16 protein-coding genes, 2 tRNA genes and 3 rRNA genes are annotated in these 23222 nt (G+C 45.4%); 8 read left to right on the top strand and 13 right to left on the bottom strand.

Annotated elements, in window-relative coordinates:
* The first annotated feature begins 417 nt into the window (after positions 1-417).
* Positions 418-912 (top strand): DUF6438 domain-containing protein, encoded by a 495-nt coding sequence (locus HYN49_RS15095; protein ID WP_146185093.1) that lies wholly within the window; start codon positions 418-420, stop codon positions 910-912.
* A 145-nt stretch (positions 913-1057) separates the two neighbouring features.
* Here HYN49_RS15095 and HYN49_RS10645 read toward each other — a convergent pair whose 3' ends face one another.
* Both HYN49_RS10645 and HYN49_RS10640 read right to left on the bottom strand, forming a co-directional pair.
* Positions 1058-1336, bottom strand: a complete 279-nt coding sequence (locus HYN49_RS10645) for a hypothetical protein (RefSeq protein ID WP_108904099.1) — start codon at positions 1334-1336, stop codon at positions 1058-1060.
* 176 nt (positions 1337-1512) lie between these two features.
* Positions 1513-3180, bottom strand: coding sequence for a T9SS-dependent choice-of-anchor J family protein (locus tag HYN49_RS10640; protein WP_108904098.1), 1668 nt, complete (start codon positions 3178-3180; stop codon positions 1513-1515).
* A gap of 128 nt (positions 3181-3308) precedes the next feature.
* On the opposite strand from HYN49_RS10640, the gene HYN49_RS10635 reads away from it, so the two are divergent.
* The 4 genes from HYN49_RS10635 (at position 3309) to HYN49_RS10620 (ending at position 6412) form a co-directional block, all read left to right on the top strand.
* Positions 3309-4211: an NAD(P)H-binding protein gene (locus tag HYN49_RS10635; RefSeq protein WP_108904097.1), complete on the top strand. Its 903-nt coding sequence runs from the start codon at positions 3309-3311 to the stop codon at positions 4209-4211.
* An 11-nt stretch (positions 4212-4222) separates the two neighbouring features.
* Complete coding sequence (locus HYN49_RS10630; RefSeq protein ID WP_108904096.1) at positions 4223-4666, top strand: VOC family protein; 444 nt, start codon at positions 4223-4225, stop codon at positions 4664-4666.
* A gap of 24 nt (positions 4667-4690) precedes the next feature.
* Entirely contained in the window at positions 4691-5611 is a 921-nt protein-coding gene (locus tag HYN49_RS10625) for a helix-turn-helix domain-containing protein (protein ID WP_108904095.1), read from the top strand.
* Positions 5612-5683: 72 nt separating this feature from the next.
* Positions 5684-6412, top strand: a complete 729-nt coding sequence (locus HYN49_RS10620) for a LytTR family DNA-binding domain-containing protein (RefSeq protein ID WP_108904094.1) — start codon at positions 5684-5686, stop codon at positions 6410-6412.
* 145 nt (positions 6413-6557) lie between these two features.
* On the opposite strand, the gene HYN49_RS10615 is transcribed toward HYN49_RS10620, so the two are convergent.
* Positions 6558-8396: a T9SS type A sorting domain-containing protein gene (locus HYN49_RS10615; protein WP_108904093.1), complete on the bottom strand. Its 1839-nt coding sequence runs from the start codon at positions 8394-8396 to the stop codon at positions 6558-6560.
* A gap of 130 nt (positions 8397-8526) precedes the next feature.
* On the opposite strand from HYN49_RS10615, the gene HYN49_RS10610 reads away from it, so the two are divergent.
* A complete protein-coding gene (locus HYN49_RS10610) occupies positions 8527-9156 on the top strand; it encodes an endonuclease III domain-containing protein (protein ID WP_108904092.1) in 630 nt (209 codons plus the stop codon).
* Positions 9157-9184: 28 nt separating this feature from the next.
* Positions 9185-11047, top strand: coding sequence for a hydrolase/aminopeptidase (locus HYN49_RS10605; protein WP_108904091.1), 1863 nt, complete (start codon positions 9185-9187; stop codon positions 11045-11047).
* A gap of 59 nt (positions 11048-11106) precedes the next feature.
* Here HYN49_RS10605 and HYN49_RS10600 read toward each other — a convergent pair whose 3' ends face one another.
* The 10 genes from HYN49_RS10600 to HYN49_RS10545 form a co-directional block, all read right to left on the bottom strand.
* Positions 11107-11736, bottom strand: coding sequence for a hypothetical protein (locus tag HYN49_RS10600; protein WP_108904090.1), 630 nt, complete (start codon positions 11734-11736; stop codon positions 11107-11109).
* 37 nt (positions 11737-11773) lie between these two features.
* Positions 11774-13297, bottom strand: coding sequence for a hypothetical protein (locus HYN49_RS10595; RefSeq protein ID WP_108904089.1), 1524 nt, complete (start codon positions 13295-13297; stop codon positions 11774-11776).
* A 171-nt stretch (positions 13298-13468) separates the two neighbouring features.
* The gene (locus HYN49_RS10590) at positions 13469-14023 is read right to left on the bottom strand and encodes a hypothetical protein (protein ID WP_108904088.1); all 555 of its coding nucleotides are present in this window, start codon (positions 14021-14023) and stop codon (positions 13469-13471) included.
* 238 nt (positions 14024-14261) lie between these two features.
* Positions 14262-15356 (bottom strand): protein-glutamine glutaminase family protein, encoded by a 1095-nt coding sequence (locus HYN49_RS10585; protein WP_146185092.1) that lies wholly within the window; start codon positions 15354-15356, stop codon positions 14262-14264.
* 118 nt (positions 15357-15474) lie between these two features.
* A 5S ribosomal RNA gene (gene rrf, locus HYN49_RS10580) occupies positions 15475-15584 on the bottom strand.
* A 100-nt stretch (positions 15585-15684) separates the two neighbouring features.
* Positions 15685-18564: ribosomal RNA gene (locus HYN49_RS10575) — 23S ribosomal RNA — on the bottom strand.
* A gap of 101 nt (positions 18565-18665) precedes the next feature.
* Positions 18666-18739, bottom strand: a tRNA-Ala gene (locus HYN49_RS10570).
* Between the two features lie 108 nt (positions 18740-18847).
* Positions 18848-18921 (bottom strand) — tRNA-Ile (locus tag HYN49_RS10565).
* 97 nt (positions 18922-19018) lie between these two features.
* A 16S ribosomal RNA gene (locus HYN49_RS10560) occupies positions 19019-20532 on the bottom strand.
* The 16S, 23S and 5S rRNA genes sit together here with 2 tRNA genes alongside, the layout of an rRNA operon.
* A 697-nt stretch (positions 20533-21229) precedes the next feature.
* Positions 21230-21910 carry a DUF4294 domain-containing protein gene (locus HYN49_RS10545; RefSeq protein ID WP_108904084.1) on the bottom strand — a complete coding sequence of 227 codons (681 nt, stop codon included), beginning with the start codon at positions 21908-21910 and terminating at the stop codon, positions 21230-21232.
* A gap of 84 nt (positions 21911-21994) precedes the next feature.
* Here HYN49_RS10545 and HYN49_RS10540 point away from each other — a divergent pair, with 84 nt between their 5' ends.
* On the top strand, positions 21995-23095 hold the full coding sequence (locus HYN49_RS10540; protein WP_108904083.1) for a M42 family metallopeptidase: 1101 nt from the start codon (positions 21995-21997) through the stop codon (positions 23093-23095).
* Positions 23096-23222: the final 127 nt, after the last annotated feature.

Below are 23222 nucleotides of genomic sequence, written 5' to 3'. Positions count from 1 at the left end.
CGCAGCTACTAAAGTTTCCGCCTGGGTATACATCCTGCTTTGTAAATAGATGCATATCAAAAAGCTTATTATTATAATTAACCTCACAGCGTCTAATTGCTCACAGAAAAACCCAACATTCACGAAATAAAATTAACCGCATACGCTCGCATATCTGCTATAAGTGGGCAATTCAAAAATCTCAGGATACATTGGGTATTATCTGTTCCGGATAGCATGAAACGCGTGGGAAATCGCAGCGCGCTGCTGAATGTGTCCGCCCCAATTATATAAAGTAACCTGAAATACTTAAGCTGTACACAGCAGTAAAGTGAGGCTATTTGCTATTTCTGTTGTAAGAGGAGCTGTTTTTCGATAACTTCGTAATGCACGAAGGTTTAATTCAATAGTCTTCTCTAACAATAATCATCAACCAATATGAAAGCACTGCTAGCTATAATCCTCATCACCTTATTAATAAGTTGCAAATCACAGAAACCGGTAGACTTCGATAAAATTGAATTCAACAGTTCGAGGTGTTTCGGTAATTGTCCTGTGATCAGCTTTCAGCTCAAAAAAGACAAATCTATACTACTATCCCGAACCAGGGCAAGTCGCAGTAAGGTGGGGGGAGATGCGACCACCATTGATATGACAGAATACCTTGAAGGTACAGTAAACCAAAATATTTTCAACCAACTGTTGGCGGAACTAGCCAAAACCGACACGGTCAGTTTTAAAGGCACAAACTGTTGTGATGCCCCTTTAAAAACGGTAATTGCATATTATAATGGGAAAAGGAAATATTTCGAAACCATGTTCCCGCCACAGGAAGGGGAAAGATTAATTGCCATCCTTTATGAAATCAGCAATTCGGAAAATTTAAAAGCCACCACGAAAAGATTTATTTTTATAAACGATTCCATCAAATAACCATAAACAGGAAAATCGCACGATTAGCATTGATTTAACCATTGCCAAATTTTATCTTACAATTCTCAAAATCCTTTATCGATTCGCTATATTCCTTCGAAAAAAACATTTGATAAAAGCCCTGTACGGAAGATAATTCTCGTCATCATATTTCACAGCTTCCTCCAGGTATTTCATCCCAATTGATATTTACGCGCCTTAAAATAGGGCATCGCTTTCTGTTGCCAAGATACGCAATAGTGCTGTCCTGTTTTAGTCCCATGTCCAGGCAGTCCTGCCAGTTTTTCATATTTGAGATATCGTTACTTTCCTGGGCGCAGTGGACAGCAAATTGATCAATAATTTTTTCCTGCGCTATTCGTTTTGCATCTTGGGCGCTGAAACTACTTGTAAAAATCAAAAACAGGACTGACATTTTTTTCATACATCCATTTATTTGACTACGAATTTATAGATATACGGTCAGTTTCTCCTTATCTGGTGCATTCATAATGCAGGAATACATTTAAGATATTATTCGGTTACGAAAACCGGAAGGAGCCAATACAAAGCTTTGAGATGTGGGTTCCAATACTTTTTTGCATCAAACCGCCCAATCTTTTACCCTTTCACAAATTTCCCAAGCTTATCCCCTACTTTCAAAATATAAATTCCCGATGGCAAAGTATGCACATCAAGCGTGTTTGCATTTATCTTTTGCACCTGCATTTGCCGGCCCGTCATATCGTACATGTTTACGGTATTAGCATCAGCGCTGCCAACTTCAAAACCCAATACAGTTGTTGCGGGATTGGGATAAATTTTAAGGAAGGATTTCTTAATATCTTCAACCTCAGTGACACCCAATGCTGAAAACTGGAACATGGCGCTGATCGGATAATGGTCAGAAGTTGTACTGAAATAACTACTGATGTTCTGCGTTACGGCCACTTCCTTTGCAGCGCTTCCGGAAACATAATTCGAAATCAACTCATTCGAAATAATGGTGTTTTCAATAATCGGGTGGCCCTGATTGATCAGGTCTTTTGTAATGCCGCTGTAATTGGCTGTATCATCCATAAAATTCTTAAAGGGAGAATCGGTACAACTACACGCAGTACTCGATGTCCCGATAAGATAATCATTGAAATCCCCAATGATTATAAGCTTTCTTGCATTGTAATTAGCACCATCAAGAATTGCTTTCATTCCTTCTGAGCCGCCCAGCCTTCGGGTATAGCTCAGGGCATTACCGTCTTCCGATTTTGCATGCACATTTACGATAGATACAGGAATCAAATCACTGCCTGCAACAAAATTTATATTGTACAAAGTAGGATACCGCCCACTTGCCCAGTTATAATAATAGGAATTGCCCTGTGCCGCAAGCCCATTGTTCAGTAATGTGGCACCAACAAATTGTATCCTTGATTTTTTATAAATAATGGCTTGCCTCTGGTCACAGTCATCGGTTAGTGAAGGTACAATTTTTCCTTCCCATAAATCCGGGCCCATAAGTGAAACCAAAATATCAATGGACGGATTTGAAGGACTGTTCGTTATTTCCTGGAGGCAATAGATATCTGAATTCATGGAAAGCATAGCCGAAGCTACATTATTGATCTGCAACGCCTCATCTGTAGGCCCGAATGTACTGCAGCCCAGCCATTCCGAATTCCAGTTCGTAATCTTAAAAATAGCCGCACCTGTACCTGACTGTGGTTCCCCGATCACTTTTACATTCTTGATTTCCCATGTAGCACCAGGGCTTGTCGAGCTTATGTAACGGAATGCAATTCTTGAATTTGCTGATTTAGCCGCATCCGGGATGGTCAGTTCCCCGGAAGGAATAAATTGCCAGGCGGCATTAAGATTTTGATTAAGCCCTTCAAGTTCAGTCCATGTTGTCGTTGATGTGTCGCCGGTGTAATTATCCGTTGCAAAAGCCTTAAACCTGCCTTCAGCAACACCGATATTCATTACAGCGGCGCTTCCACGGGTGTGGTCAAAAGTGAGTTTGACATTGTCCATTTGTGATAAGTCCATTACCGGACTGATCAGCCAATCTTCATTCTCAAAGTTTTGCCCCGAAACATAACCGCTGCACACAGCGCCATATTGCGGACTGAAATTCCAGGTTTGCAAACCCGTTACACTTACGGCGGTAAACGTATTGAAACTTTCCGTGGTAAGCAACGTCTGCTCAAGTATCGAAGATTGTGCCCGTAAAACACTGGTGCTGAATCCTGATATGAAAAATATAAGGATGAATGTAATATGTTTTTGCATTGTATAGGGATTGCTTGGGCAAACATACTAAATAAAACAGCATCATGGCATTTGGCTACAACTATCCATAATCCGGCTACATTACTGTTTTGATTTTTATCCAATTTTGTATCATTAAAAATCAATATATGAAAATTATAATTACAGGTTCCTTAGGGAATATCGGTAAGCCACTTACAAAACAACTCGTACAGTCAGGACATCAGGTGACCGTCATCAGCAGTCGTGCTGAAAGGCAAAAGGACATTGAGGAGTTGGGTGCAAAAGCAGCCATCGGCTCCATCATGGATCAGGATTTCCTTGAAGAAACCTTCAACGGACATGATGCGGCTTATTTAATGGAAGCCTTCGGTCGAGAAGCTTTTTTTGACCAAAATCTTGACATCATCGAAGCTCACAAAGTCATTGCCCGGAATTACAAGGCTGCCGTCACAAAATCAGCCATAAGCAAGGTGGTCCACCTGAGCAGCATCGGGGCGCACACCAACACCGGTAACGGCATATTGGTCTTTCATTACGAAGCCGAAAAGATATTAAACGAATTGCCTTCCGGAGTTTCAATAAAATTCTTAAGGCCAGTCGGATTCTTCTCTAACCTTTATCGCTCCATACAAAATATAAAGTCGAAAAATGCCATTTTCCAAAATTTCGGAGGTGACAAAAAAGAACCATGGGTTTCACCTTATGACATTGCCACAGCCATAGCAGAAGAAATGCAGCAACCATTCGAAGGCAGGACAGTACGATATATTGCAAGTGATGAAGTCTCGCCAAATGAAATTGCGGCAGCTCTTGGTGGAGCTATCGGAAACCCCGACCTGCAATGGATACAGCTCACAGACGAGGAAATGCTCAACGGAATGCTGGCCGCGGGAATGAATAAACAAACTGCTACCGGTTTCGTCGCGATGCAGGCAGCACAAAGAAGCGGCCTGCTTTATGAAGATTATTATAAAAAACCGCCTTTATTGGCAACCGTAAAGTTGGCCGATTTTGCAAAAGAATTTGCCGAAATTTACCAAAAAACTTAATAAGAAGAACAATGGAAACTCAATCGACACCACTTACTTTTCCGAATAAAAATACAGAGGGCCCTTTCAGCGATATAAAAGTGGGGCACATCGCCATCAGGACTGCCGATTATAAAGGACTGATCGCCTGGTATCAGGAAAAACTCAGCTTCCGTCTTATCCGGGAGTGGACTGCAGGCGACATGCAGCTTGCATTTATCGCCCCGGCCAATGACAATGATGTGATTATTGAAATCCTCGGTACGCAGCAGATACCTGATGCAGAACCTATAAAAACAGGTTATGACCACATTTGTTTCAATGTCGGGAATCTGGAGCACACCATACAGGCACTTACCGCCAGTGGCATTGAAATCGTTCGCTGTTTTCCTGTGCCGGCAATCGGGAAAAAGGTTGCTTTTATTGCCGATCCGGAAGGTAACAGAATTGAATTCTGTGAGGACCTCATTTTATAACAGATTAAAAGTAAATTTGCACAGATGTCAAATACCAAGCCATATCGTGTAGAATCCATAGCCGAGTTCCATCGGATGAAGGGTTTGCCGCCGCCATCTCATCCGCTGATCAGTGTCATCGATTACAGCACCATTGCGTGCGTTATGGAAAGCGACATCAGGAACTGGAATTTCAGTTTTTTCAATATTTCCGTCAAAAGAGGCGTTGGGGCCAAACTAAGGTATGGGCAGCAACAATACGATTTTGATGAAGGCGTAATGTTTTTCGTGGCGCCAAATCAGGTTTTCGGCGTGGCACCGAACAATGACAGTATTGAGAAACGGTCCGGGTGGATGCTGTTGGTCCATCCTGATTTCCTCTGGAATACGGCTTTGGCTAAAAAAATTAAGCAGTATGAGTTTTTCGGGTACTCGACCCATGAGGCTTTGTTCCTTTCAGAAAAAGAGGAAGATACATTGAACGCGATCGTGCAAAATATTGCACATGAGTACCAGGCCAACCTCGATAAATTCAGCCAGGACATCATTGTATCGCAAATCGAAACGTTGCTGAATTATTCCGAAAGGTATTACCAACGCCAGTTTATAACCCGGAAGATTAGCAATCATAAGGTACTTGAAAGTTTTGAAAACCTGCTCCATGATTATTTTGAACAGGATGATTTGGACGTAAAAGGACTACCATCGGTACAATCCATTGCCGATTCCCTTCACATTTCTTCCAGTTACCTAAGCAGCCTGCTCAAATCGCAAACCGGGCAGAACGCGCAGCAGCACATCCATGAAAAACTTATTGAAAAAGCGAAAGAAAAACTCTCTACCACCAACCTGAGTGTGAGCGAAATTGCGTTCGGGCTTGGTTTTGAGCATTCGCAGAGTTTCAGCAAACTTTTTAAAAATAAAAGCGGTGTATCGCCTTTGCAGTTTCGCAGTGCATTCAATTGATTGCCAAAACCGGGTATTTTATTTTAACATTTAATATTAACTGTTTGCGTTTTCACTATTTTTGACGCGAATATGGAATCCATCAGGGATTTTTTCAGCCAAAAGGACGTCAGGTTATTCCTCGTATTGATTCCGGTGATTAAGGTCATCGATTATTTTATGACTTTTTCAGAAATGGTCCTGGACAAATGGTTTTTTGTCGCTTTTACGATGAATTTAATCCAGGGATATGTGTGCCTGGTTCCGATACGATGGATTATCAAGCGAATTGAAAAACAATATTCAGGCTTATATTTTTCTAAAAGCGCGCTGGCAAAACAGTTGCTTTTTACATTCCTTGCTACGGTGGCCGTATGCCTGATCATCCCCGACGGCGGCTGGCTCATTACCGGGAAACATTATACTGATGCAAACGGAAGTTCATTCATCCACGATATCATCATTCTTTTCGTATGGATTGTTCTGGTCAATTTCATTTACATCGGGTTTCATTATTACCAAACCTGGAAAGCATCGGAAGAGAAACTGCGGGATGAAAGGAAATTGAAAACCGAAGGCATCACAATTAAAATCGGCGACAAGAACATCAAGATCCTACTCAAGGAAATCCTCGGTTTCTATGTTGAAAATGGCGCAACGTTTATCATCCACGCCAATTTCACTACATTTATAGTAGACAGCTCTTTAGACAATCTTGAACAGAAACTCCCCGGCCGGTATTTTTTCCGCGTGAACCGGAAATTCATTTTGCACGCCGCGCAATCGTATCATTTAAGCGCATTGAAGACAATAAACTGCTGATTTCCAATTTAGCCGAAAATCCTCTGCCGGGTGAACTTCCGATGAGCCGACTCAAAGCTCCCGTTTTCAAAAAATGGTTTGAAGAAGGGACGGCATAAAAAAACCGGGGCAAAATCTACCCCGGCTTATCATTAATGTTAAGTGATTATCTAATCATCTTCAAAACTTTCCCTTCATTATTGCTGATAAAATACAAACCCGGATTCAGATCGCCAACATACAGTTCAGAAGCGTTTTCGGTTTTCAGGATGATTTTTCCTGAAACATCGGACACGGTGATATCAGTTGCAGCATTAAAGAAAATCTTATTTCCATTCACAGGGTTCGGGTAAAAACCAAACGGTTTGGAGCCCTGCAATTCGGGCGTATCCAAAAGCGTTACCACGTAAACCCGGATATCGTCCACGCCTAAATTCGGACGTGCGCCAGTGCCACTTATAAAATAATAAAGCCAGCGCAATTGTACCAGTGGCTGTGCAATACAATCTGCAGGCAAATCGATTGTTCTCAGTTCCGAAGTGCCAGTCTCCCCAACAATGTACTCCTCAGGATTCACAAAATCTGTCCAGCCGATGTTAGGGTTTCCGTTACCATCGCCAATCCTGTATTGCATCCTTATGCCATAGACCCTGCTGTTTTGTGCTATTGTTCGCCCGGTCCATTCCACGATCACGATATCGTCATTCACCTGATTGGGGTTGCCAGTAGTTAAAGCCGATGTATCTAAAGACACAACCACAGCGCCGGGTTTGCCTGCCGAAATGGTTTCCCCGCTGTTTTGCGAAGGATCTGAGCCATCACATACGCCTGTGAATTGTGAATTGGCGCCACTTACAAACGATATACCGTTGTCACCCTGTCCCACAAAACGCGCACGATTGTTGAGGTTGTACGGGCAATGCCAGTCATCGATAAAGGCAGCATCCAGTCCGGGATCATTTTGATCCTGCGTCCAGAATGCCATATGATCCGGGAAACTTCCCGCGGGTGCAGCATCGTCCCATGAATCCAACAGCACAAATGGCTCAATTCCCATGGTCACACTAAACGGAACCGGATTGGTTACAGTAACAGCCACAGTATTGCCCGATACATCCACTACACGCGACGTGGCACCTGTTGATGAAATGGTTACCGTCCCGGTATAAGCTCCCGCCGTAACAGCGTTCAGCCTTGTATACACAGGAATTGGTCCGAGGAAATCAGCCGTATCAGGAAGCGTTATTGCATTGGAAAAGCCTGTATCCTGCTGGAGTGAAATCTCAAAATCTGGAGTAGCATTGATGTTAATGTCACCGGTGAGGTTTCCTGCGTTTACATGGATCAACTGTACTGCTGATGGTGTGCCCTGCAATTGCGAAAAGGTCAAAGCGTTTACATCAGTTTCCAGCACAGTAGCATTGTTTACGCTGAAAACCACATCGTCCATAACCAATCGTGCAGGAGTGCCGGAACCATCTGTACCGCGGGAAACCAGAAAATGCAACAGCACATTCGGTTGATTCGCAGTAGCTAAAGGCAAAATATAGTTATAAACTGTAAACGCAGCCTGGTCTTCATTTGGTGCCGAAAGTACCTGCTGCCGGCCGATCCAGGTGTTCCCGCCGTCTATCGAGGCTTCCATTTCTAGAAGAGTATTTCTGCTGCCATTTCCATTCACCATCGATTTGGCCATGAAACCAACATTCAATGAACTGATGCCGGTCATATCAAGGCTCACCGTAATGGTTCCTGTAAAAGCCGCTGTAGGAATGACACTCATGGCTGCGGGAGCAGAATTAAAGTCTGCTTCCTCCCGGTAAATACGTGTCGCTGTCGTGGTGGAATTCACCCTGTTGCCTGTCCAATTCGGGATAAATACCACGTCCTGCCCTTCTGCAAAGGTGGCATCAAAACTTTCGGATGCAGGAAAAGTATTAATTTGTCCAAAGACGGTAACGCCTGCAAGCAGCAAACAAAATGAAATAAGTATTTTTTTAATCATAAACGGTTTTATTTGAATGTTTTGAGTGGGTGAAATTACATAAAAAAAAGAATCTACCGTTCCGTATAATCCACATCAAAAGTTAAAATCTATTTATTAAGCGTAAATTTATTAACTTCAATCAAAAAACATGAACACGACCGACTGGGCACAAGAGCTGAAGCCGCTCATTGCAAAATACAAAAATAAAAAACATCCGCTGGATTACGGAAACCTGTACCAGCTCATGGTCATGGTCATCCTTTCCGCGCAGGATTCAGACGCGCACATCAACAAGGTCGCCCCTGCCCTTTTCGATAAATATCCGGACCTCAAGTCATTGGCAAAAGCCGAAGCAGAAGATCTCGAACCTTATATCGGGAAAGTGCGCAATTTCAGTACAAAATCCGGCTGGCTGGTCGAGATCGCAAAGACGCTTAAAGATGATAAAAACATCCCAACAACCATGCCCGAACTGATCGCATTGAAAGGCATCGGTCGCAAATCGGCCAACGTCATCATGCGGGAAGCAGAAGCGAAAGCGGAAGGTATCATGGTCGACCTGCACGTGCTGCGCGTCGTACCAAGGCTTGGCATATCACAGGCCAAAACCGGTGACAAAATGGAAAAAGACATGATGGCGGTACTGCCACAGGAAATGTGGAGTGACGTCGGGATGGCGATTTCATTCCTAGGCCGCGAAACCTGCCGCCCCACCAATCCGAAACATGACGAATGCCTGTTAAGTGCTGTCTGCGACTATTGCAAAGCGCATGGCTGATCCCTATATTTGCACAAATCCTCATGACATGAAAAAACTACTCCTCATTCCCTTTCTCGCACTTTTGCTCTGCTGTAAAAAAGAACAGTCCGGTAAGGAAAGTACCGCCCTGAAAACCGTCCTCGACGACCATTCGTTTTCAGAGCCAACGAAAGCTGTCGCGAAACACCTCGACCTTGATATCAATGTAAACTTTGACAACCGCACCATTTCCGGGAAAGCATCCTGGGAAATCGATAACATCAGTAAGGGCAGGGAAATCATTTTTGATGAAAATACGTTGGAAATACAGAAGGTAACGCTCGGAGATGAGGACAAACCAACGAAATTCCGTCTCGGCAACGAAGTGGCATTCCATGGCAAGCCGCTTTATATCACGATTGAACCGAATACTACGAAAGTCAACATCTATTACAGCACCACGAAAGATGCCATCGCACTGCAATGGCTCAATCCGCTGCAGACGGCAGATAAGAAACACCCATTCCTGTTCTCGCAGGGCGAGAGCATCTGGTCGCGTACCTGGATTCCGTGCCAGGATTCTCCCGGTATAAGATTCACATACAATGCAAAAGTAACCGTGCCTAAAGACCTCATGGCGGTGATGAGTGCCGAAAATCCACAACAGAAAAATACTACCGGAGTATATACCTTCCGGCAAACCAAAGCGATTCCGTCTTACCTGATGGCAATTGCCGTCGGCGATATGCAGTTCCAGTCCATTGATGACCGCACTGGTGTGTATGCCGAGCCTTCTGTGCTAAAAAAAGCGGCAAATGAATTCGCCGAACTGGGCAATATGGTCAAAGCCGCGGAAAAACTCTACGGGCAATACCGCTGGGGCCGATACGATGTTTTGGTATTGCCCCCAAGTTTCCCTTATGGCGGTATGGAAAACCCGAACCTGACGTTCCTGACTCCCGGCGTACTTGCCGGCGACCGTTCGCTGACGAGCCTTCTGGCACATGAACTCGGCCACAGCTGGAGCGGGAACCTGGTAACCAATGCCACCTGGGATGACATCTGGCTCAATGAAGGATTTACGACCTATGTAGAGCACCGTATCGGGGAAGAAGTTTTCGGTATCGCTGAGGCCAGAATGCAGGACGTGTTAAGCCGCAAAGTCCTGTCAGACAATATGGCGGAATATGGCAAGGACAATCCCGATACCCGTTTGAAGGTAAGCACGATAGGAAAGAATCCTGATGATGGGCTGAGTGACATCCCGTATGAAAAAGGCTATGCCTTCCTGCAAACTGTTGAAGCTGCTGTGGGCCGTGAAAGGTTTGATGCCTTCGTAAAGTCCTGGTTTGATAACCATGCATTCCAATCGGTGACGACGGAGGATTTCATGGATTATTTCAATAAAAACCTGATTAAAGGCGACAAGACTTTGGAACAGAAAATAAATGCCAAAGCCTGGGTGTATGAACCAAACATTCCTTCGAATATCATCACGCCCGTATCAGAAGATTTCAATGCCATCGACCATATCCAGAAAACATGGCGGCAAACCGGAATAAAAGGATTGGCAGCCAGGATTAAATCAACGAATGAAAAACAACACTTTATCGATTACCTTCCGGCAGACCTTACGCAGGCAGAAATACAAGCCATCGACAAAGAGTTTAATTTTACCAAAGGCGGCAACTTCATCATCAAAAGGCAATGGTTCGTACAATTGATCAGGCACCAATACAAAACCGCCTATCCCGATATCGAAGCATTCGTGATAGCCACGAGCCGCACGGGTTCGCTAATGACATTATACAAGGAAATGATCAAAACCCCTGAAGGAAAAGCCTGGGCAAAAAGCATTTTCGGGAAAGCAAAACCCGGATACCATCTTACTACCGTGGAAGCGATAGAAAACATCCTTGAAAAAGCGTAATAAAAAAGAAAGAGTCCCCTAAAGGACTCTTTTTTATGCATTGCCAAATCAATAAACGCCTAACCTAATGGTTCGAGCGTGAATTTAAACGGACTATCAGTGCCCGGCCCCCCGCCAGTCATGATAATGTTCGCTTTGGCAATACCCAGCAGGCTGAGTTTCGTACTGACGCCAGCCATGACAGATGAATTCAGCACATCGCCTTCCGTCATATAATTTGTAACACCAATCCAAATCGATGGACTGAACTTAAAAGTGGCATATTTTACAGGCGCTACCCCTGTGGCAGTAGCAAGCAGATTTCCATCCCTGTAAACATTGACAGCAATATTGCCATTTTCTGAAGCGTTATTCACACCAATGGCAGGAATCGGGATTGGATCATCGGTATACACTAAAAATTGTGATCCGACCGCTACTATCTGGTATCCTGAAGTTCCTATCGACGCTTTAAGCTCCTGTCCATAATAAGCAGGTTGTTGCTGTGTACGATTTCCAGAAGAATCTGCAGCATCTACAAATAAATGCATCGTGAATGAAAATGGATGGTTGTCGCCCCGCATGCTATTCTGAATTACTTTCCAGGCGATGGGCGATTCACCAGGGTTTGCCAGTTCATTTTGCTGAAAAAACACAATAGAACTGTTGTTCGTGTCATTCGAATAGTTTATAAAATTAAGTTCGACCACTTCAATTATACGGATGGTTTAAATAATCCTGTGACAATTACTTTAACTTCACTTCTTTTCCGCCGATGATCACTGTAAGCGGCTTCAGGTCAGAGAACACGTGGCTGATCGTATCAGGTGACAATTGCGGTACTTTCCTGTTGAACGAGCTGTGGCACAGGAAGCAGGAGCCTTGCTTGTTGTAACCCGTACCGTTCTGGATGTATGTTTCCATTGTCGTATTGGCCAATTGGCTTGAGCCTACAGCCACTCCCGGCGCGGTATCAGTAGCGGCATAACTGCGGCCATTAGGAGCTGCGCCTTTCTCTGTCCAGGTAGAACCAATAAACATATAGTTTTTACGAAGATCCTTCCCTACCAGCATCGACATGACGGAATTATTGATTGATATTACCTCGCTGTTTGCAATCGCGGGCGTGGCATTACGCGGGTTAGGCACACCATTATCAGCTACGCCCCACGGCTTGGTCCTCGTAGAGTTGCTTGGACTGACGGTATTTCCTTCAGGTGCTCCTTCAAACGTGGCATACACGGCATTACCCTTGAATTTCATGTGCGAAATATTGATGTTTACGGTATCCTCTGGTTTTGAATTGAGCGGCCAATCCCCTTTCGTATCGCCTTTTACGGTCCTTACTTTATTATCCTTATCAACATACTGATAACTCAGGTTCGGCGAAACCGCTTTGTGCTCAAAGGTGGACCACACCATTTCCGGATGCCCGGCCACGCTGCCCACAACATGCATCCCCAACAGCGCAAGCCTCGCTTTGCGTTGGCCGGTGATGGTCCATTTGGTAGGGGTCTTGTTATACACAGGCACGAGCGCGTCAATCTGTATATAACTGTCAGCATCCTTAAGTTTGGCGACATCAACCCATGACGTCTTGATTTCCATGGCCAGTGCCGTCGCATCCGGCAAGGTTACGTTGTTGCTTTTGGCGTAAGCGACAATGCTGTCAAGCGCACTTTGCGTCGTCGGGAAAGTCTTTCCTGACATTTTTCCGTCCTTCACTGCGGTAAGGAATTGCGCATACACATCGTTCGCCATGGTGATGTAATAGACCATCGAACCGTCTTTGGCCATCAGCGCATCGCCGGTAGCCTGTCCTTCCTCACTGTCGATACCGATACTTTTCTCAAGGCCGCTCACGGCACTAAGCAGCAAACCTTTTTTGTGTTGGATAAAGGTACGGTGGCCTAAACTGTCCTCTGGGGAAACCGTATAAAATATCGGGGATTCGATGACACGCTTTCCAATGCCGAAATCGTCAGCTGGTGAGGTCATCCACAAAAACATCTGTTCGGACCATTTGTAAAAATCGCAATTGGTCTTGGCCCCGAAAGTCAGGCTGTTTGCGGCATTTACGAAGCCGTTTTCCGTAGCCTTGCCCTTGTCGAACCAGGTATCGAACTGCTCCGGTGTCAGCGTACAGGACTGCAATACATCCTGCGGCAGGTAATCAGCATCTGAATCAATGGAGTTTCCCGACTTACAGGCCCACATCAGCGCAAGTACGAGTACGGCAAGAGCTGAAGCGCGTAAAATAATTTTTTTCATAATATTGGTTTTAAGTGATGGTTGATTTGGTAAAAATATATGTTAAATATGAGAGCAAAATGCGTATAAATACCTGTTTTTAAAATCATTGCGCGAATAAAAGATCCCGCTTCCTTCTTAAGGTGCGGGATTTTAGATTACAATCTTTGTGGCTCATGCTTATGGAGAGCATCAATACCAGACGGGAAGTTTTTTCAGGTCATACCAAACCAGTGCTATCGGCTCTTCACGATCGCGGTACACCTCGATACGCTCCATGCACTGCATATGGCTTTCGAGGCTGTCCGATGAAATATCCATGTCATAGCGCGGATTTGTTGCCGACAGGAATTTGACTTCTTTCACATTATCCAAAAAGCTATAGTAAATGTTGACCATACCAACACAACCACGTTGGCTTTCCGCTACATATCTTGTGAGTACCATATCAGCATCATACACATAATCATAACCCCGTGGATCGGTCATGTCGCGGCCTAGTTCTTTCCTGATCACATCAATATCGTGCTGTTTGATGTCATCAATGGTGTTGAATTTCCTGTATTGAAGGTAAAAATCCCTTTCGTCCATCGGATATACACTTTTGCTTTCATCTTCTTCTTCATCACTGTAGAGTCGGCGGAATGAAGTATAACGTCCCCTGGCATCATTGTGCTTTTCATACCAGAATTCAATTTCGGCAAACAGGTGCCCGGTTTTTGCATAAACTTTTAAAGTGCGGTCCATTGTATGTCAGTTTTAAGATTTCAGCAATGAGGATCGGCAGCACGGTAAGCGCATCAATTCGGGCTAAATGTATCCAATACTTTCGCACCATAAATTACGGAAGCTGAAAATCAGGTAGTTTTACGCGTAGGCTGCATGCTGTTGCCAAAACCGCACACACCGTGGGAACATAAAAATCTGGTTTTGCCCATAGCACAATATTATTTGTTAAAAATCATAGCCGTTGTTATTTTTTATTTCAGGCATTCCTGCCGCACTTCTGGTACGGTGGCATGCCGTGGTCTTTACAGGTTGTATCCAATAGGATGCGGGATTCGTTCATCGCTTTCTGTGCCTGTTCCAGCGTGGCCCTGCCACTGAAACGGTCATATTGTTGCCAGCCGGAATACAGCAATTCTGAGCCGCCTCGGTCCATCAACTGCTGCCAGCTTTCCGGAGACACAGGCCTGCTGCACAACGATGGGTCGATGACCATCAGCGTATCGGTGCCGTCAGGTTGCCGCACCCTCACAATCGGCGCTACGTGAAACTGCCAGGAAACACAACAGTTCCAGTCATTATCTGTCCAGGCTTTCAAGGTAGTCTTGTTTCTTGAAAAGCACCATATCTTTCCGGGAACGATGTCATAATCCTGCATCAGATAACACATGATATGCGCACGGATCCAGCATCCCCCTGACGGCACACGGAACGGGATACAGCTGGTACCGCTGGAATGTGTTGTTGTGCAATTGGGAAGGAGCATTTCCTTAAACAGGCTATTGGTGCGTTCCAGGCTAATGGGTGTCAGCACTTTAATATCAAAAGGGACAGGTCCTTCAGGGTTTTCGCCTGAAAGCATCGAACCGTAAGATTCCTCAAGCGGACATATATCGATAACCCCACCATCAGAAACAGTTATGAGAATGCGCGTGTCATGCTCCTTTGCATTGTTTAAGACAGCAAGCATTCCGTCAAAACCCTGTTGGGTCCTTTCGAGATTATATACTTCCGGACGGTCAGACAATGAAAACACTGTGCCTTCGCTGTTGTGGTGAAGGGCATAAATGGTGCCGCCAACAGGCATCAATACTTTTTCTACCAGGCCATTATCATCGGTAATGACATAAGCCGGGCGGTTGTTTTCACACAGGTATGCAATGGTTTCCCTCCACAAGCCGGCATACGGATGATTGGCTGGTAATACCGCAGTATTGTGATCGTCAAATTTTAAAATAGCAGGCTTTCCTGAGGCCTCTTCGCCTGCCAATAACTTATAATTGCTGATTTTAGAAAGGATGGTGTTCATCATGTTTTGGTTCTTATCAAACCAAATATAGATAAATAACATCATGATGGTTTGAACGATATAAAAATCAGGTGTTTCTACGTACTAGAATTCCCCTCCCGGTGTGGTTCCTAAACTGTATAAAACAAAAAATCCCCATCATTACTGATGAGGATTTTAAAAAGAAAGGCGACGACATACTCTCCCACAAAATTGCAGTACCATCTGCGCAGGCGGGCTTAACTTCTCTGTTCGGGATGGGAAGAGGTGAGCCCCGCCGCAATAACCACCTTAAGTCGTTACATGATCGGGTTGATCACATTATATTATTAACACACTGGGATAAAAAAGTTACTTTTGAAAGATTGCTCCGGGCCTTGCGGCCCGGAAGCGCGTACATAAGCTTACGGGTTATTAGTACTACTCGGCTATGACATTACTGCCTTTACACCTATAGCCTATCGACCTGGTCATCTCCCAGGACCCTTAAAAGAAATCTCATCTTGTGGTGGGTTTCGCGCTTATATGCTTTCAGCGCTTATCCCTTCCCGACGTAGCTACTCTGCGATGCTCCTGGCGGAACAACAGATACACCAGCGGTCAGTCCAATTCGGTCCTCTCGTACTAGAATCAGATCCACTCAAATTTCTAACGCCCGCAGTAGATAGAGACCGAACTGTCTCACGACGTTCTGAACCCAGCTCGCGTGCCACTTTAATGGGCGAACAGCCCAACCCTTGGGACCTTCTCCAGCCCCAGGATGTGACGAGCCGACATCGAGGTGCCAAACCCCCCCGTCGATATGAGCTCTTGGGGGAGATCAGCCTGTTATCCCCGGCGTACCTTTTATCCTTTGAGCGATGGCCCTTCCATGCGGAACCACCGGATCACTATGCTCTACTTTCGTACCTGATCGACCTGTATGTCTCTCAGTCAAGCTCCCTTATGCCATTGCACTCTACGCACGGTTACCAAGCGTGCTGAGGGAACCTTTAGAAGCCTCCGTTACTCTTTTGGAGGCGACCACCCCAGTCAAACTACCCACCAAGCACTGTCCCCCACATTATGGGGTTAGGCTTCAGACAAGCAAAGGGTGGTATTTCAACAATGACTAACCAACGCCTGGCGACGCTGGATCGAAGTCTCCCACCTATCCTACACATCACTTGTCCAAAGTCAATACTAAGCTATAGTAAAGGTGCACAGGGTCTTTTCGTCCCACTGCGGGTAAACGGCATCTTCACCGTTACTACAATTTCACCGAGCTCATGGCTGAGACAGTGTCCAGATCGTTACACCATTCGTGCAGGTCGGAACTTACCCGACAAGGAATTTCGCTACCTTAGGACCGTTATAGTTACGGCCGCCGTTTACTGGGGCTTCAATTCAATGCTTCTCCGAAGATAACATCTCCTCTTAACCTTCCAGCACCGGGCAGGTGTCAGGCCCTATACCTCATCTTACGATTTTGCAGAGCCCTGTGTTTTTGATAAACAGTCGCCTGGACCTCTTCACTGCGGCCAGCATTGCTGCTGGCGACCCTTCTCCCGAAGTTACGGGTCTATTTTGCCTAATTCCTTAGCCATGAATCTCTCGAGCACCTTAGGATTCTCTCCTCGACTACCTGTGTCGGTTTACGGTACGGGTTGTATCGATCTGAAGTTTAGAGGTTTTTCTTGGAAGCCCTTAGGCGCACTATCACTTTGTCCGAAGACTCCGTGTACTATCGTATTTCCCCAAAAGCCGTGGATTTGCCTGCGGCTCTTATAGGTAGGTACTTCAACGAACTATTCCGTCAGTTCGCGGCGCTTTCATCACTCCGTCACCCCATCACAATCAATACAAGTACGGGAATATTAACCCGTTGGCCATCGACTTCCCCCTTCGGGTACGCCTTAGGACCCGACTAACCCTCAGCTGATTAGCATAGCTGAGGAAACCTTAGTCTTTCGGTGTGCGGGTTTCTCGCCCGCATTATCGTTACTTATGCCTACATTTTCTTTTCCAGAAGGTCCAGCATGGCTCACGCCACACCTTCAGCCCCGCTGGAATGCTCCCCTACCACTTACATTACTGTAAATCCATAGCTTCGGTACTACACTTATGCCCGATTATTATCCATGCTCGTCCGCTCGACTAGTGAGCTGTTACGCACTCTTTAAATGAATGGCTGCTTCCAAGCCAACATCCTAGCTGTCTGGGCAGACAAACCTCGTTCTTTCAACTTAGTGTAGATTTTGGGACCTTAGCTGATGGTCTGGGTTCTTTCCCTCTCGGACTTGGACCTTAGCACCCAAGCCCTCACTGCTGGTAAACATTATATAGCATTCGGAGTTTGTCAGGAATTGGTAGGCGGTGAAGCCCCCGCATCCAATCAGTAGCTCTACCTCTATATAACTATATCCAGCGCTGCACCTAAATGCATTTCGGGGAGTACGAGCTATTTCCGAGTTTGATTGGCCTTTCACCCCTACCCACAGGTCATCCGAAGTCTTTTCAACGACAACCGGTTCGGACCTCCACTGTGTGTTACCACAGCTTCATCCTGCCCATGGGTAGATCACACGGTTTCGCGTCTAACACTACCGACTAAAGCGCCCTATTCAGACTCGCTTTCGCTACGGATCCGGTACTTAATACCTTATCCTTGCCGGCAACGTTAACTCGTAGGCTCATTATGCAAAAGGCACGCCGTCACCCCACGAAAGGGCTCCGACCGCTTGTAGGCGTATGGTTTCAGGATCTGTTTCACTCCGTTATTCACGGTTCTTTTCACCTTTCCCTCACGGTACTGGTTCACTATCGGTCTCTCAGGAGTATTTAGCCTTAGCGGATGGTCCCGCCAGATTCAGACAGGGTTTCACGTGCCCCGCCCTACTCAGGATACCACTATCCATTACATCGCTTACCCATACGGGGCTATCACCCTCTATGGCAGACCTTTCCAGGTCCTTCCGGTTCACTCTGCATGGAATATCGTGGTCCTACAACCCCAATCTTGCCGTAACAACATTGGTTTGGGCTAATCCGCGTTCGCTCGCCACTACTTACGGAATCACTTTTGTTTTCTTCTCCTCCGCCTACTTAGATGTTTCAGTTCAGCGGGTTTGCCCTCCTATCGGAGTAATACATCTTCAATGTATTGGGTTGCCCCATTCGGGAATCTCCGGATTGACTCGTGTGTGCCGATCCCCGGAGCTTTTCGCAGCTTATCACGCCCTTCTTCGCCTCTGAGAGCCTAGGCATCCCCCATACGCCCTTATTTTGCTTATTGTACTTTTGCCTTGCTAATTAAAACAAGACGTGTTCTTTCTACTTTTTGTATTTTCTTATCCCAATATGTCAATGAACTTTTTCAATCCAATGGATCGATCGTGGAGAATATCGGAGTCGAACCGATGACCTCCTGCGTGCAAGGCAGGCGCTCTAGCCAGCTGAGCTAATCCCCCGTCTTTCCGTAGTAGCAGTTATCAGTCGCAGTTTGCAGTTTGATAACGCGCCCACTAAACGTGACAATCTCAACTTCCAGAATTTCCTTTTCCAATAAAACAAAATAGTAGTCCCGCCCAGACTCGAACTGGGGACCCCAACATTATCAGTGTTGTACTCTAACCAGCTGAGCTACGAGACTCTGTTTGTTTCTTGGATATGTATTTGAACCAACAGCGAGAGTAATGAATTTCTTTCTAAATCTTCCCTAAACGTAACCAAATTGCGTCTTTCTCTAGAAAGGAGGTGTTCCAGCCGCACCTTCCGGTACGGCTACCTTGTTACGACTTAGCCCTAGTTACCGGTTTTACCCTAGGCAGCTCCTTGCGGTCACCGACTTCAGGCACCCCCAGCTTCCATGGCTTGACGGGCGGTGTGTACAAGGCCCGGGAACGTATTCACCGGATCATGGCTGATATCCGATTACTAGCGATTCCAGCTTCACGGAGTCGAGTTGCAGACTCCGATCCGAACTGTGACCGGCTTTATAGATTCGCTCCCACTCGCGTGGTGGCTGCTCTCTGTACCGGCCATTGTAGCACGTGTGTAGCCCAAGGCGTAAGGGCCGTGATGATTTGACGTCATCCCCACCTTCCTCACAGTTTGCACTGGCAGTCTTGCTAGAGTTCCCGACATGACTCGCTGGCAACTAACAACAGGGGTTGCGCTCGTTATAGGACTTAACCTGACACCTCACGGCACGAGCTGACGACAACCATGCAGCACCTTGTAAATTGTCCGAAGAAAAGTCTGTTTCCAAACCTGTCAATCTACATTTAAGCCTTGGTAAGGTTCCTCGCGTATCATCGAATTAAACCACATGCTCCACCGCTTGTGCGGGCCCCCGTCAATTCCTTTGAGTTTCAGGCTTGCGCCCGTACTCCCCAGGTGGGATACTTATCACTTTCGCTTAGCCACTGAACTTGCGCCCAACAGCTAGTATCCATCGTTTACGGCGTGGACTACCAGGGTATCTAATCCTGTTCGCTACCCACGCTTTCGTCCATCAGCGTCAATATATTGATAGTAACCTGCCTTCGCAATTGGTATTCCATGTAATATCTAAGCATTTCACCGCTACACTACATATTCTAGTTACTTCCCAATAATTCAAGGCCTGCAGTATCAATGGCCGTTCCATCGTTAAGCGATGGGCTTTCACCACTGACTTACAGGCCCGCCTACGGACCCTTTAAACCCAATGATTCCGGATAACGCTTGGATCCTCCGTATTACCGCGGCTGCTGGCACGGAGTTAGCCGATCCTTATTCCTACGGTACCGTCAATCCGCCTCACGAGGCGGGGTTTCTTCCCGTATAAAAGCAGTTTACACACCATAGATGCTTCATCCTGCACGCGGCATGGCTGGTTCAGGCTTGCGCCCATTGACCAATATTCCTCACTGCTGCCTCCCGTAGGAGTCTGGTCCGTGTCTCAGTACCAGTGTGGGGGATCTCCCTCTCAGGACCCCTACCCATCGTTGCCATGGTAAGCCGTTACCTTACCATCTAGCTAATGGGACGCATGCCCATCTTGAACCGTTGTGACTTTAATAATAAAATGATGCCATTCTATAATACTATGGGGTATTAATCCAAATTTCTCTGGGCTATCCCCCTGTTCAAGGTAGGTTGCATACGCGTTACGCACCCGTGCGCCGGTCTCAATGCCCGAAGACATCTACCCCTCGACTTGCATGTGTTAAGCCTGCCGCTAGCGTTCATCCTGAGCCAGGATCAAACTCTTCATCGTATTTTGTTTGTTGATTACTCAACTTAATTTTAGACGAATTCTAACGTTTTATTTTTTCGAAAATCCAAATCGATCTTCCTTACTCTCTGCTTACTTCCAAATCTCTTCGGAAGTGCTGTCAATCCAATATATCAATGAACGTGTCAATCTTTTTCTTCTCGCTTGTGTTTCAAAGCGGGTGCAAAAGTACAACTTCTTTTTTACCGTGCAAGCCTTTTTGAAAATAATTTTTAAAGTTTATTTTCTTCAAACCAAACACCAATATTTTTATGAACCTGTATCCCCCTATTCGGGATGGCAAAGGTAAAACTTATTTCCTTTCAGGCAAATTATTCCCGAAGTTTTTGCAAACTTTTTTCGAACACCGCCTTACAGTAAATCAAGAGAACTTCTTTGCCAATGCGGGTGCAAAAGTAACCCCCTTTTTCAGTTTAGCAAACTTTTTATAACCTTTTTTTAAAGAAAATTTAATCCATTGTGCTAATGCGCTGGGAACGGGATTGTTGGGCGGGAAAGTTTTTCCCGGGATACCAAATCCGTGAAGCGGACCTGGGGCTGCGTGAGGGATTGAAGCGGAAATCCTTTTTATCCGAAGCGCAGCGAATGTATAAAAAGATTGTAGCGGAAAGCCCGACGGCGGTTACTGTAAACCATGACTGCGACTGCAAACTTTAAACCCGCCGGCACGCCCTAAAAATCATTCTCCGGTAGAAGCACTCATTTTATCAGACCAGTATTCTTTAAGTTTCGGTAAATCGATAGCGAAAGCAGCGTCCTGGCGTTGCAGCCTGCCGCTTTGGAAGGCACGCACGAGGATGGTTTCAATCAGGTAATCCTCGCCGACTTCGTCAGGTTGGTATTTGGTCTTGAGGTTGATATCGAACAGCCTTGCGGTGTTATTGGACCAGAAAGCCTTCCAGCCACTTTTGTATTCCCTGATCAGGTCATAGGTACTGTTCCCGGTTTGCCTGTAGATCAGCTTTACGAGAATCTGACCGTCTTTTCTGGAAAGCTTCTTAAGTTGTGGCTTGAATTGGTTGTCGAGATAATCCTCAACGATCTTGAAATATTTCTTTTGGTCCTTTTTAGATTTGAGCTTTGCCATGCCGGCATTGAGGGCGGTGAGATTTGTCGCAGTATTTTTAGCATAAGGATACACCTTATATACACGGCGCTGGAGTATGGCGAATTGTCTGCGGGCCTCGGCATCAAGCTTGCTTTTCCTGGTATCGATCACGACTTCATCCAGCGAGATCGTCGGACCCGAAATGGTGTCAGGCTGGTTCAGGTAGTCGTCACGCTTGTCTGGCTTTTCTTCCTGGGCGACGGCTGTAGCTGTGATTAAAAACGCTGTAATAATAAACCTCCATACTTTCATAAAACCACTTTTAATTTCCAAAATTAGCATTAATACCTATTAAACTCTAATATCAAATTTATATTTTAGCGAAAAATATATTTTATGAGCGCCAAAAGCATACTGAACGACAATTCCCTTGAATTCCTTGAAAAATACCTGAACAACGCCTCGCCAACCGGTTATGAATCCGGTGGGCAGCAATTGTGGATGGATTACCTGAAGCCATATGTCGACACTTTCATTACCGATACTTATGGAACCGCCGTTGGTATCATCAATCCTGAGGCGAAATATAAAGTGGTTATTGAAGGCCATGCCGATGAGATTTCGTGGTATGTCAATTATATTACTGATGATGGGCTGATTTACGTCATAAGGAATGGCGGCTCAGACCACCAGATTGCGCCTTCAAAGCGTGTTAACATCCACACCAAAAACGGTATTGTAAAAGGTATTTTCGGATGGCCGGCCATCCATACACGCAATCGCGACAAGGAAGAACATCCTAAAATCGACAACCTTTTTATAGATATTGGCTGTGATAAGAAAGAAGATGTGGAGAAAATGGGCGTACATGTGGGTTGCGTGATTACTTATCCTGATGAGTTTATGGTTTTGAACGGCGATAAATTCGTTTGCCGCGCGATTGACAACCGTATGGGCGGTTTCATAATTGCCGAGGTGGCGCGTCTTTTACATGAAAATAAGAAAGAAATACCTTTCGGGTTGTACATCACCAATTCAGTACAGGAGGAAGTAGGTTTACGCGGTGCGGAAATGATCACCAATACGATTAAACCGAACGTGGCCATCGTTACAGATGTATGCCATGACACTACCACGCCAATGATCAATAAAAAGATTGAAGGCGAAACAAGAATCGGGAAAGGACCTGTGATCACTTATGCTCCTGCTGTTCAAAACAATTTACGTGAGATGATTATTACAGCGGCCGAAGACAACAAAATTCCTTTTCAAAGGCTGGCTTCCTCGAGGGTTACCGGGACCGATACCGATGCTTTTGCCTATAGCAACGGTGGTGTAGCATCAGCATTGATTTCCTTGCCTTTGCGATACATGCATACAACTGTCGAAATGGTACATCGTGAAGATGTTGAAAACGTCATCAGGTTGATTTACGAATCATTATTGAGAATTGACAATGAACCTACGTTTTCGTATTTCAAAATGTCGGGATTGTAAGCTTTAAGATTAGTGACAATCCTATAATCTTAAAGCGCAGCGGTCTTAAGTCCTATATATCTTGTAAGTTTATTCCTTTTAAAAAACGAAAAAGCACCATAACCAGCCCTGCAAAACTGATGGTGCT

This window comes from Flavobacterium pallidum (assembly GCF_003097535.1).
Lineage (GTDB): Bacteria > Bacteroidota > Bacteroidia > Flavobacteriales > Flavobacteriaceae > Flavobacterium > Flavobacterium pallidum.
The sequence above is the reverse complement of the archived record's forward strand: the minus strand, read 5'-3'. Positions and strand labels throughout refer to the sequence as shown.

What these genes read in the sequence shown, in the direction of transcription:
- HYN49_RS15095 (WP_146185093.1), top strand. Translation starts at nt 418, where the DNA reads ATGAAAGCACTGCTAGCTATAATCCTCATCACCTTATTAATAAGTTGC.
- HYN49_RS10645 (WP_108904099.1), bottom strand. Translation starts at nt 1,336, where the DNA reads ATGAAAAAAATGTCAGTCCTGTTTTTGATTTTTACAAGTAGTTTCAGC.
- HYN49_RS10640 (WP_108904098.1), bottom strand. Translation starts at nt 3,180, where the DNA reads ATGCAAAAACATATTACATTCATCCTTATATTTTTCATATCAGGATTC.
- HYN49_RS10635 (WP_108904097.1), top strand. Translation starts at nt 3,309, where the DNA reads ATGAAAATTATAATTACAGGTTCCTTAGGGAATATCGGTAAGCCACTT.
- HYN49_RS10630 (WP_108904096.1), top strand. Translation starts at nt 4,223, where the DNA reads ATGGAAACTCAATCGACACCACTTACTTTTCCGAATAAAAATACAGAG.
- HYN49_RS10625 (WP_108904095.1), top strand. Translation starts at nt 4,691, where the DNA reads ATGTCAAATACCAAGCCATATCGTGTAGAATCCATAGCCGAGTTCCAT.
- HYN49_RS10620 (WP_108904094.1), top strand. Translation starts at nt 5,684, where the DNA reads ATGGAATCCATCAGGGATTTTTTCAGCCAAAAGGACGTCAGGTTATTC.
- HYN49_RS10615 (WP_108904093.1), bottom strand. Translation starts at nt 8,396, where the DNA reads ATGATTAAAAAAATACTTATTTCATTTTGTTTGCTGCTTGCAGGCGTT.
- HYN49_RS10610 (WP_108904092.1), top strand. Translation starts at nt 8,527, where the DNA reads ATGAACACGACCGACTGGGCACAAGAGCTGAAGCCGCTCATTGCAAAA.
- HYN49_RS10605 (WP_108904091.1), top strand. Translation starts at nt 9,185, where the DNA reads ATGAAAAAACTACTCCTCATTCCCTTTCTCGCACTTTTGCTCTGCTGT.
- HYN49_RS10595 (WP_108904089.1), bottom strand. Translation starts at nt 13,297, where the DNA reads ATGAAAAAAATTATTTTACGCGCTTCAGCTCTTGCCGTACTCGTACTT.
- HYN49_RS10590 (WP_108904088.1), bottom strand. Translation starts at nt 14,023, where the DNA reads ATGGACCGCACTTTAAAAGTTTATGCAAAAACCGGGCACCTGTTTGCC.
- HYN49_RS10585 (WP_146185092.1), bottom strand. Translation starts at nt 15,356, where the DNA reads ATGATGTTATTTATCTATATTTGGTTTGATAAGAACCAAAACATGATG.
- HYN49_RS10545 (WP_108904084.1), bottom strand. Translation starts at nt 21,910, where the DNA reads ATGAAAGTATGGAGGTTTATTATTACAGCGTTTTTAATCACAGCTACA.
- HYN49_RS10540 (WP_108904083.1), top strand. Translation starts at nt 21,995, where the DNA reads ATGAGCGCCAAAAGCATACTGAACGACAATTCCCTTGAATTCCTTGAA.